This window comes from Oleiphilus sp. HI0123 (assembly GCF_001635315.1).
The window spans coordinates 1-11,471 of sequence record NZ_LWGE01001633.1 but is presented as its reverse complement, the minus strand read 5'-3'; the positions used below and the strand labels follow the sequence as shown (position 1 = coordinate 11,471).

The following is an 11,471-nucleotide window of genomic DNA, read 5'->3' as shown; positions in this document are numbered from 1 at the left end:
CATTGTCGACAATCGCAGGTTTAACACCGAATAGAGGGCGTGTCGCCGAGCCAGGCTTTAATTCCGTGGCGCCAGGCAAAGGAGAAATCAGCACCCCACCCGTCTCGGTCTGCCACCAAGTATCGACAATCGGGCACTTTTCTTTACCTACTACACGGTGATACCAGTCCCAGGCTTCTGGGTTGATTGGTTCACCCACGCTTCCCAGCAAACGCAAGCTTGATAGGTCGCATTTTTCAACATAGGCATCGCCTTCTGCCATCAAGGCTCGAATTGCGGTCGGCGCAGTGTAGATAACGTTAATCTTATGCTTTTCAACAATCTGCCAAAAACGCGAAAAATCAGGGTAGTTCGGCACACCTTCATACATAACATTCACAGCACCATTCGCTAGCGGCCCATAAAGCATGTAAGTGTGGCCGGTGATCCAACCAAAATCAGCTGTACACCAGTAAACATCATTTTCCTGATAATCAAAAACAACTTCATGCGTCAGCGAGGCATAGACCATGTAACCGCCAGTCGTATGAAGAACACCTTTAGGCTTACCCGTCGAACCAGAGGTATAAAGCATAAAGAGCGGGTCTTCGGCATTCATTGGCTCAGGTTCACACTCACTCGAAGCACCTGCCAAAAGTTCATGATACCAAAGGTCTCGACCCTCGACCCAATTAACATCATTGCCGGTGCGTTTTAACACAAAGACATTTTCAACCGTCGTGACCGCATCGGTTTCAATCGCTGCATCGACATTTTTCTTTAGAGGAATCGCTTTGGCACCACGTACGCCTTCATCAGCCGTCACGACCCATTTCGCTGCACCGTCAGCGATACGAGCAGCCAAGGCTTCAGGAGAAAAACCACCAAACACAACAGAATGAATGGCACCAATACGAGCACAGGCCAACATCGCTACAGCGGTTTCAGGAACATTAGGCATATAGATAGTGACAATGTCGCCCTTTTTTACACCTGTTTGTCGCATGGCGTTGGCAAACTTACACGTTTCTTCGTACAGCTCTCGATAGGAAATATGCTTAGAAGAATCTAGCTCATCTCCCTCAAAGATAACTGCAGTCTGTTCACCACGCTCAGCCAAGTGGCGATCTAGACAATTTACCGAAGCATTCAAGACACCGTCGTAATACCAGCGAATATGCAAATCATTAGAAGAAAACGATACATCTTTTACCTGGGAATAAGGTTTGATCCATTCAAGGCGCTTTCCCTGCTCTGCCCAGAACGATTCATTGTCATCCTGCGACTGCTGATAAAGCGCTTGATAACGGTCTTGATCGATATTAGTGCGGGCTTTAGCCTGCGCGTGAATGGGATAAACTTTTTGATTACTCATGAGATGTCTCCGGTCCTTGTAGAGCCTCACTATTCAGAGTCTCTTTTTATTCTTTATGAGTCACCGGAAGAGTCGACTAAAGACGCATACTTGATTGATTCTAATAAACTTTCCAGTGGTATATCTTCAGCTGAGGAGCGAATTGCTCGCGCTAGAACTTGTTGATCACCAAAACCAGAAGCGTCATAACGGGCTTTGGATTGTCTGAGCTTTATCGACTGGCGGTATTCATCCAAACCGATGCGTTCATAATCAGACAATAACAATTGTTTTTGTTCTTCACTCAACTGATCAGGATCCAGAGAATGCAGCAAGCTATGAAGAAGGTCAACTGCTGCATTGCCCAGACGATCACCAAAACTGTAAATACACCCAGACAACAAAGTCACCATCTGTTCGGGTGTTGTATTTTTATCGCTAAAGAAGTTATTTAAACGAAGCCGTAGATCGACCCATGCATCTTCAGAATGCTCTGATAGCGGCTCCTCTACTAGCTCTGCTTTTTGCTCAACATAACGTTCAACGCTAGCTTCAACGCCGGAATCCAAAGCATTGTCTTCAACATGGATCTCTGATTCAGGAGACAAGTCGCCTTGAGCTTCCCGAACTTGGTCAAGCAAGGTTTGTTCATAACTCGAGACCGCTCTTTTATTCCCCTGGGATTGCTCTCCTGCCGAGCTAAAGCTTGCCATTTGCTCACGCAGCTTATCAAAAGAGCCCGGTTTATGAAGAGACGTCGTTTTTCTTGTCGAAGCCGCTTGTTTGGCCGCGATGCTTTTCTGTGGGCGAGCGACTTGTCGCTCTACTACTTTTTGCCAATAGGCGCTAAAGGCCAAACGCGGAACGCCTGTCTGGCTAAACAGGTCATCTATTTTTTCTGCTAAGCGATAAAAACAACGAGCGGAAGGATCGGTTTTAGGATAAAGCGCAACAGGACGCTGCAAGCTGACTGCCGCTCGCATGCTTTCATCCATCCATACCGAGCCCAGGTATTCTGTATTCAGGTCCAGATACTTACTAACGGCTTGTGAAAAGCGCTGAAAGACCTTCTTAGCTTGCGCCGCATTAGAGACCATATTGACAACAATCTGAACCTTTCGCCGATAACCGCGGCGTTTGAGCACCTTAAGCAGAGAGAACGCATCAGTTAAAGAGGTTGGCTCGGGGGTCACCACAACGACAGCAACTTGAGACGCGGCAATAAAATGAAGAACGGTTGGAGAAATACCCGCGGCTGTGTCGACCATCATATAGTCATAATGAGGCTCAATTGCACGAATAGAAGTCACCAGCCTTTGTTGCTGCCCGACATCCAACTCAACACACTGAGCGAAACCCGATGCTCCTGGAATGACCTGGATACCCTCGGGCCCTTCGAGCACGATATCCTGAATCGACTTTTCACCCGTGAACAAATGCTCCAGCGTATAGGCGGGATAGAGCCCCAACATGATATTGGTATTAGCTAAGCCGGTATCACCATCTAGCAAGCACACTTTGGAGCCGCTTTTTGACAAAGCAATCGCCAGATTAATTGAAACACTCGTCTTACCTACACCACCTTTTCCGCCAGTGATCGCGATTACACGGGGTATTTTATTCTTGTCTAGCATCACCGCAAAAAGGCCTTTCAAGGTAACAGTTTTAATACTAAATTCAGTGCGCTTGCCCTGCAGGCAATACGTTTTAGGTTCAAACAAACACATTACCATGCGCACATCATGAACTCGCCCATTCTACCGACTTTAAGATAGATAAAACACCAAATCACGCACAACAACCAAGTAGTATTTTTCTAGTAGCAAATCTCACCTTTAAACAATTACTTAAAAAAAGTGCAATAAATGTTTAATTTGTAAAGAGTATTGTCTAATATATGCTCAATAATAACGTTCTTNAAAAGACGATTTTTTATCATAAAAAGCCATGACTACAGACAACACACAACAAATAATGAACGAATTGAAGGTAAATAAGCTACCTTCTCTTCCTCATGTATTGGTTGAAATGCTGGAAGCTTGTCAGGAAGACGGCGCAACCTTTCAGCGAATGTCACAAATAATTAGTCATGATGCTGCGATCACCGCACGCGTTATATCCCTGGCAAATTCGTCGTTCTACAATCGCGGAACCGAAATAAAAAGTATTGAGCGCGCTCTACTTGTTTTGGGTACCGATACAATCAAGACGATTGTTATCACTGCGGCGGTACAACAATTCTTCTCGGGCTTTAAGAGTCAACACCTCGTTTTTTTGAAACAGTTCTGGAAGCACTCTCTGAGCACAGCTTTAATTGCAAAAGCATTAGCGATCCTGACCAGCTACCCTAATCCTGATGAAGCCTATCTGACTGCATTGCTTCACAACATCGGGGAGGTGGTTCTCGACAGTCACTTTCCACAAGAGTATGCAGAACTTCGTAGTAAGCCAGAGGTTCTTACTCATAAGCTCTGTAAATTTGAGCAAGAAGCATTTTCAGTTGACCATACTCAAATAGGAGCATGGCTCGCAAAAGAGTGGAACTTAAGTAGCTTTGCTGTTGATGCGATTGAGTTCCATCACGCCGAGCCTGAATCTATTCAGGATGCTCATCACCTGGTTAAGCTCATATACCTTTCAAGCCAGTTAGGCACTTTTCAGCAGGATTATTTCTCAGGCGACAGTTTCGCAGACTTGGGTTACCAATTATTTGAACTAAACAGCGCACTACTAAAAGAAATTGTCTTTAAAGTCGAAGGCGATGTTAAAGAAATGGCCAAGACTCTAAATATCGAAATAGACATTCAAGCCGACATAGATAGTGAAAACGATAAAAAAGCCCAAGTAAAGCTGGCCGAGCAAGTCCGAAAGATTGGTCTTATCCAGAATGTTAGCACTGAACTGAGTCACGCCCAAAACCGAGATGAGCTAGGAAGGTCACTACGCACGAGCCTTGAGCTACTTTTTGGTTTTAGCCAAAGCGAAGTCTACTGGTTTAACCCCGAATCTAAAGAGCTCGTTTCAGGCCAGGCACATGGCGACAATGAAGTACCTATTAAAGTGAAACTAAGTAATGAGCGCAGCCTAGTCGCGCAGTCAGCCGCAAGAAACCAGGTAATGTGCTCACTTGACCACAATATTGAGGCCTCAAGCTCAGCCAATGACTCAAACAACTTATCAGTTGTCGATCAGCAGATAACTAGGGGACTCAATAGCACGGGTATTGTTTGCTGTCCGATTCGGACTCATGAAGACTTATTTTGCGTATTGGTGATTGCCTGTGAACACTCTCTGAGCCAAAGCTCACACCAAATACGTTTATTAAAGTACTTTACCGAGGAAATGGCCCAGGCTTGCAGTAAGACCACGGAAAAAATTACACGCATTGAGAGCGATGCCAGCACTGAAGCTATGGCACAGCGAGCCAGGGAAATAGCCCACGAAGCCAACAACCCCTTAAACATCATTAATAACTATTTGGTCTCTTTGTCTAACAAACTAACGGGGCCTGCAGAAAGTTACGAGCAACACGAGCTAGCTGAAGAGCTTGATATTGTCAGAGAAGAACTAAATAGAACAAGTCAGATTATTTTACGTTTACGCGACCTAAAACAAGAAGCCGTCGAAACACAGTCCGGCGTCGACATTAATACCGAAATCAAGAATCTTTGCACCTTATATGAGCATTCTTTATTCGTCTTGCACGACACTTCCTATCAGCTAGACTTAGATCAGGACTTGAAGCGAATCGGCACGAAAAGGAACCAGTTCAAGCAAATCATTACAAATCTGATTAAAAACGCCTCGGAAGCAATGCCTGAAGGCGGCATTATTTTTATCAGCACGGCAGCCAATATCAACCTTAATGGCCAGGGTTACGTAGAAATCCTGATCAAGGACCAAGGCCCAGGCCTGCCAGAAGAAATAGCAAAAAGCCTTTTTAAACCTGTTACCTCAACAAAAGGTGACGGACACTCAGGCTTGGGCCTGAGTATTACCAAAAACCTCGTCAGGGATGCTAAAGGTACCATTAGTTGTAGAAGCAACGAAAAAGGAACGACGTTTCAAATCTTTCTTCCTCAAGAAAGCCTATAGTCCATGTGTATGGAAGCGACTATAGGAGAGGAATATGGAGCAGTAATGAACGTAGTGATTACGTAGTGGTCAAGAGTTAGCATGAAAATACAAAAAACAGAGCAGAATCTAAGTCTGCAAACTGAACAAGCCTGCATTCTTATCGTCGACGATGAGTATCGCCTACTTAAAAGTCTTGAGAACCTTCTACTCAACAAAGGCTATCAAGTTGTTTGCGCACATGGTGGCCTGCAGGCCTGTGAAAAGCTATCATCAGAAGACTTTGATCTAGTTCTTCTTGATCTGAATATGGCTGATCTCAATGGTCATCAAGTGATGGACTTTATCACTCAAAAAGAAATCGATGTTGCAACAATTGTTGTCAGCGGCGAGTCTTCTTTTTCTGCGGTAAGCAAAGCTTTACGACGTGGCGCGTATGATTACTTGCGTAAGCCCTATGACCCTGAAGAACTGCTTTCTACCATGGAAAGCGCCCTGCAGAAGGTGATGCTTGAAAAAGCACACCACGCTATGCAATCGAGACTACAAAAATCTGAAGAACTTCACCGCTACATCGTTAACAGTTCTCCTGATATCGTTTTCATGCTCGACAAAAGTGGTCGATTCACTTTTCTGAACAACAAAGTAGAAAGCATTCTTGGTTATAAGAAAACAGACTTAATCGGCCGAAACTACCTGGATATTATTGAAGAGAATGACCTGGAGCGTGCCAGCTATCTATTTGAGGAACAGTTCGGTAAAAAACAGGATACCTGGTCTTCAGAGTTGCGCCTGAAAGCTAAAAAATCAGACCATACAGCGCGCTATTTTGAAGTCACTTTCTTCCCTATTGAGCGTAAAGTAAGAACCTCAGTTACAGACATTTCCGGAAAAAAGAAAACGCTTACCAAAGTGATTGGCACCTATGGAACAGCTCGTGACATTACCGAGCGAAAAGAAGCCGAAGAGTTTATTAACTTTCAGGCCTATCACGACCTTCTTACACGCCTCCCGAACAGAGCGCTGTTTAAAGACCGTCTAAACATCTCTATCGCGCAGGCCAAACGAAACAAGAATCATGTCGCCGTCATGTTCCTGGATCTGGATCGCTTTAAAGTGGTCAACGATACTTTGGGGCACGCTATGGGCGACCGCTTATTGCAGTCTGTGGCCCTTCGCCTTGAAAGCTGCGTCAGAAAGTGTGATACCTTATCTCGTTTTGGTGGAGATGAATTCACCCTACTTCTGCCATCAATTTCTTCGCCTGAAGATGCCAGAACCATTGCCAAGAAAGTCATTTCAACACTCAAAGCCCCTTTCGACCTGGGTGAGCATGAAGTATTTGTCGGCGTAAGTATTGGTATTGCCGTCTACCCTAATGGCGGGAACACGGTTGACCAGCTCATCCAAAATGCCGATGTTGCTATGTACCATGTAAAGGGACGCGGTAAAGATGGTTACCAGTACTACAGCGAAGATATGGCCATCCACACCTCAAATCGTTTGAGCCTGGAAAGAGACCTTAGAAACGCACTGGAACGTAACCAGTTCAAAGTTTATTATCAGCCTCAAATTTCTGCCAAGACAGGTAAGACCATCGGTGTTGAAGCGCTGGTAAGATGGCAGCATCCTGAGCGTGGTCTAATCTATCCTGGCGAGTTTATTCCTTTAGCCGAAGAAACCCGACTAATGTCTGATATTAGCGACTGGGTACTGCATTCGGCCTGTAAAGAAATTAAATCCTGGATCGACAGCGGCCAAAGTGACATTCGCTTATCAGTAAACTTCTCACCTCTCCAGGTTGAACACCCGCGCTTTGTACAGCGTTTACTATCCAGCTTGCGCCAGGCAGATTTCCCGCCCGGAAATCTCGAAATCGAGCTCACTGAAAATGTTATTATGAACGACCTTGAGAATATGACTCAAAAACTCAGACAACTCTCTGAGCATGGCGTCACCATTGCCATTGACGACTTTGGCACGGGTTATTCATCACTGAACTATATTCATAAACTGCCTATTCATACTTTGAAAGTAGACCAGTCCTTCATCAAGGATATTGAAGATACACACGATGATGCCTGCATCGTTAATGCTATTGTATCCATGGCCCACGGCCTGAAACTCAATATTGTTGCCGAAGGCGTCGAAACCGAGACTCAACTAAGTTACCTAAAGTCTTTGGGCTGCCAGGAGATTCAAGGCTTCTATTTTGGTAGAGCCGTTCCAGGCCGTGACGCACTTGAACAGATTAACAACAATGCGAGCCAGCTTATTGAGATATAAGCTGGCCTTTTTCCTCAGAACATCCATAATAATGCAAAGCCTTATAGTCAAACCTGCCTCTTCTCTTTGAAAGCTCAAACCATGTTAGACAAATACAGATTAATTGGACGTTCCTACGACACTTTAAGCAAACTATATAGCGGCAATGCTATACAGGAATGCCGCTTAGCGATGCTTGATGAAGAACTCGTCAAGACTGGTAGTAAAGTCTTATTTGCTGGTGCGGGACAAGGTGATGATGCCATTAGAGCAGCTGAACTCGGTGCTGAATCGACATTAATTGATTTATCACCAACAATGATGGATACCAACCTCAAACTTATTGAGAAGCACCCCGATAAGGAGTCACTCAATATTAAACCTATCCTTGGTGACATACTCAAGCATGAAGCAAAAGCTAATTATGATGTCGTGGTTGCCAACTTCTTTCTAACAGTATTTGAGAAAGACAAAATGAATGCGGTGTTAGACCACCTGATCAAACTGTGTAAACCAGGTGGCTACGTGATTATTGGTGATTTTAAAACTGCCAGTGGCAATATATTTCAAAAGACTGCTCAGCAAGCCTACTGGCTAACCGCCGCAACGGCTTTCTTTGCGGTCGCAGGCAATGCTATTCATGGCCTTTACAATTACGCAGACCTACTTGAAAAGAAGGGTTTGAAGCTCTGTAAAGAGCAGACTTTTAGCGTACTGGGCCAACCCGCATTTCAGTCCATACTGGCCGAGAAACAGTGAAGCTGGTATTGAGCTAAGCCCAAGGCTTGTAATGATTCCGAGAACACCTCTTCATTAGGCGTCATCTCAGAAAAATAAATCTGATGAATCGCGTTCTTTGTAGAGAGATCTTGCCCTGGAATAACCCCCTGCTCACCAGCCAACAAATGCTGCACTCGCTTTGCAATCGCTTCACCGGAATCTACCCAGCTTACCTGGGGAAGCAAGGCACTAAGCTGATCTTTAAGTAAAGGGAAATGAGTACATCCCAAGACAACCACATCTACCCTTGAGCCATCGACTTCTTGTTTAAACGGTGCCAGCACTCGAGCAAGAAGTGCTTGATCAACTGGGTAACCCGACAAGTGCATTTCGGCTTGTTCAACAAGCTCACTGCTACCAATTCGAACCACGCAACAATGACTTGCATAGTCCTTAATTAATTGATCTGTATATTGGCGCTTAACCGTTGCCGGAGTCGCTAATAACCCTATCACCGCGCTTTGGGTCATCTGGGCTGCGGGCTTTATAGCGGGTACAACGCCGACAAAGGGCACATCAAACTCCGCCCGTAAATCCGGCAGGACTAGGGTGCTAACAGTATTACAAGCCAGAACAACCAGCTCTGGCTTATGTTGGAGCAACATTGCCGAGACAACTTCTCTTAAGCGTTGCCGAAGCACCTGCTCCGGCAACAAACCATAAGGGAAGTAAGCGTCGTCTGCAAAATAGATAATTTGCAACTCTGGCATTGTCGCCAGAATCGATTGGCAGACACTCAAGCCCCCTACTCCGGAATCTAGTACCAGAATCGAGCGAGCAGCGGGCGACTGTGTCAAAGGGTGAGGCCTTTTAGCGCTGCACAGAACGCTTGCGCATTGCGACAAATAGCGCAAACAAGCAAACTAGTACAGGCACTAAAAAGATATTAATCAACTTCAAACGCGTACCCAAGTTTTCAATATCCTGGTCCAACTGATGCTGAACATCTCGCAACTGTTTACGAATTTTAAGCTTCTCAACCTGAAAGCTTTCTAACTCTTGGGCTTGCTCATCAGTAAATAGAGCACCATCACCTTCACCCCGTAAACGCTCCAGATCCATCAGCTTACTCTCAGTTGCCTGAAGCTCTTCTTCGAGCAACTCTTGCTGCTCCAGGAAGCGCTCTTCAGCCGCCATACGTATATCTTCAACTTTATCAAAAGGACGATTAAAGCGCCCCTGACTACGAATTTGAATTAGCTCCGGATGCCCCGAAAAGTTTTCCAGAGCATTAACCAGGAAACTACCATTATCGGCCCAAGGCGTGGCAATCTGCTGACCAAAGAAATTCTGAACCTGAATCCACAGTCGATCTGTCAGTAGATCTGAATCCGCAACAATCATCAAGTTAAGCGCCTCACCTTCGCTTATTTCCGGTAAAAGCGTTTCGCTAACTGTTTCGGTTTTCTGAACCTCTTCGGCATCCAAAGAGTCGCCCTCAGCATTTGGCTCATCGCTATCAGATAAGATCTGCTTCTGCACTGTTACACCTTCAGGAAAAGCGGTCTTCGCTTTCCCTGAAACTCTTACAGCAAGGGCATAGCGCTCGCCCGTTGGTTCAAAGTCATTCAATAAGTCTTGAGGGTCTTGCAGATTTGTTAAGAGCTCAGCTTTTTGTGGCATTGACTGTTCACTGCTCGATAACAAGACATTCACTTCCGTCTGACGGTCTTCAAGACTATCCAGGATACCCGCTGAAGACCAGTTCATGCTCTCTAATCCGAACAAGACAATGTCTTCGCCTGAGCTCGCCGTGCTCGGGTCCATCCCTAACAAGCCAATATGTCGCACCGGATTTCGGTTCTGTCCAAGCCCGACAACCATAGAGTTTGCGAAGTCAGTCACGATCACATCTTCGCGCAACTGGAGACCCCAGCCAGGCAGCAACTTATTAAGATCTGAACGTTGTACAGAAGGAATTCCGCTTTGTCCGGCAAGTGCCTCAGAGTACGGGTCGAGAAATACCAAGGTTCTCCCACCCTTCAGGACAAACTGATCTATCGCAAACAACAAACTATCTGAAAGGTTTTGAGGTGCAACAAGCAAGAGCACATCCACCTCAGGAATTTCGGTGGCATTGTCTTCTATCCATTCCAGTTCAAAGCCTTCCTGCATATATTCGACAATCGACCAAGCTGGACGTGTCTGTCGAGTCATATAATCAAAGCCGCCATTGATTTCCACGCCACTATAAATTCCGACTTTAGGCAAAGCCGTCTTTGACAGAGACGAGATCAAACGCGTCAATTCATACTCAAGGAATGCCTCTTTGTCTGGCTGCATAAATGGAATCACTTCTTCTGCGCCGTCTTCATTCTGTACACGCAAGCCAAAGTAAATTTCGTCACCTCGGGAACCTGCTGGCACGCCTTGCAAGCCAGCCAAGGAAGCTTCATCTTCAGCTTCCGAGAAAGGCACAGGATCTACTTTTTCGAAGCTGAGCTTCCCGTCAGATAGACCTACATACTCTTGCAACAATTCTTCGACTCTTTGAGCATAAGTCCTTAAAGCAGGAAGCTGTGAACTCGCTTTATCAGAAAAATACAAGGTTAAGTTCACGGGCTTATCAAGACTTTTAATTATTTTCTTAGTGCCGTCAGACAAGGTATACAAACCATTTTCAGTCAAATCCCAGCGAACACCGCTTAGCAGTTTGGAGCTCACGAGAATCACCACAAACATGGCAATAAATACAATCAATAAACCTTTAGATGATTTTAAATTAGTCATGTCTATCTCCCCTTAATCCGCTTTCTTCATATCAACGACCAAAACAGTGGCATAGAGCCAGGCCGAAATGAGCACAAGAAAATAAACAAAATCGCGCAAATCAATAACACCACGGGATATCGCATCGAAGTGAGTCAGGAAGCTTAGGTTAGCGAAGCCATCAACCAACCACAACGGCGCCCAAGACGAGAAAACATCCTGAACAATTGGAAACCCTGCTACCACCATTAGAAAGCACACCACCAAGGTTAGAATAAAGGCAATTATCTGGTTTTTCGTTGTTGCTGAC

General features: G+C 45.2%; 7 protein-coding genes and 1 pseudogene. 3 read left to right on the top strand and 5 right to left on the bottom strand.

From position 1 onward, the window contains the following. Window positions 1–1,354 (bottom strand): acetate--CoA ligase (locus A3761_RS21995; RefSeq protein WP_082870337.1); only part of this gene is annotated, 1,354 nt, incomplete at its 3' end. A 53-nt stretch (window positions 1,355–1,407) separates the two neighbouring features. After that, window positions 1,408–3,054 (bottom strand): P-loop NTPase, encoded by a 1,647-nt coding sequence (locus tag A3761_RS21990; protein WP_197470091.1) that lies wholly within the window; start codon window positions 3,052–3,054, stop codon window positions 1,408–1,410. A 253-nt stretch (window positions 3,055–3,307) separates the two neighbouring features. Here A3761_RS21990 and A3761_RS21985 point away from each other — a divergent pair, with 253 nt between their 5' ends. From A3761_RS21985 to A3761_RS21975, 3 genes are all read left to right on the top strand, one after another. Continuing rightward, entirely contained in the window at window positions 3,308–5,428 is a 2,121-nt protein-coding gene (locus A3761_RS21985) for an HDOD domain-containing protein (protein WP_068553703.1), read from the top strand. A gap of 81 nt (window positions 5,429–5,509) precedes the next feature. Continuing rightward, window positions 5,510–7,693: an EAL domain-containing protein gene (locus A3761_RS21980; RefSeq protein WP_068514704.1), complete on the top strand. Its 2,184-nt coding sequence runs from the start codon at window positions 5,510–5,512 to the stop codon at window positions 7,691–7,693. An 81-nt stretch (window positions 7,694–7,774) separates the two neighbouring features. Beyond that, window positions 7,775–8,431 carry a bifunctional 2-polyprenyl-6-hydroxyphenol methylase/3-demethylubiquinol 3-O-methyltransferase UbiG gene (locus tag A3761_RS21975; protein ID WP_068514702.1) on the top strand — a complete coding sequence of 219 codons (657 nt, stop codon included), beginning with the start codon at window positions 7,775–7,777 and terminating at the stop codon, window positions 8,429–8,431. Here A3761_RS21975 and murI read toward each other — a convergent pair. The 3 genes and pseudogenes from murI to A3761_RS28055 all read right to left on the bottom strand — a co-directional run. Next, complete coding sequence (murI, locus tag A3761_RS21970; RefSeq protein ID WP_068514699.1) at window positions 8,404–9,249, bottom strand: glutamate racemase; 846 nt, start codon at window positions 9,247–9,249, stop codon at window positions 8,404–8,406. The two genes, A3761_RS21975 and murI, sit on opposite strands and share 28 nt — an antisense overlap. Before the next feature lie 13 nt (window positions 9,250–9,262). Then, complete coding sequence (locus A3761_RS21965; protein WP_068514696.1) at window positions 9,263–11,182, bottom strand: Gldg family protein; 1,920 nt, start codon at window positions 11,180–11,182, stop codon at window positions 9,263–9,265. Window positions 11,183–11,194: 12 nt separating this feature from the next. After that, window positions 11,195–11,471, bottom strand: a pseudogene (locus A3761_RS28055) (ABC transporter permease); the annotation flags it as partial.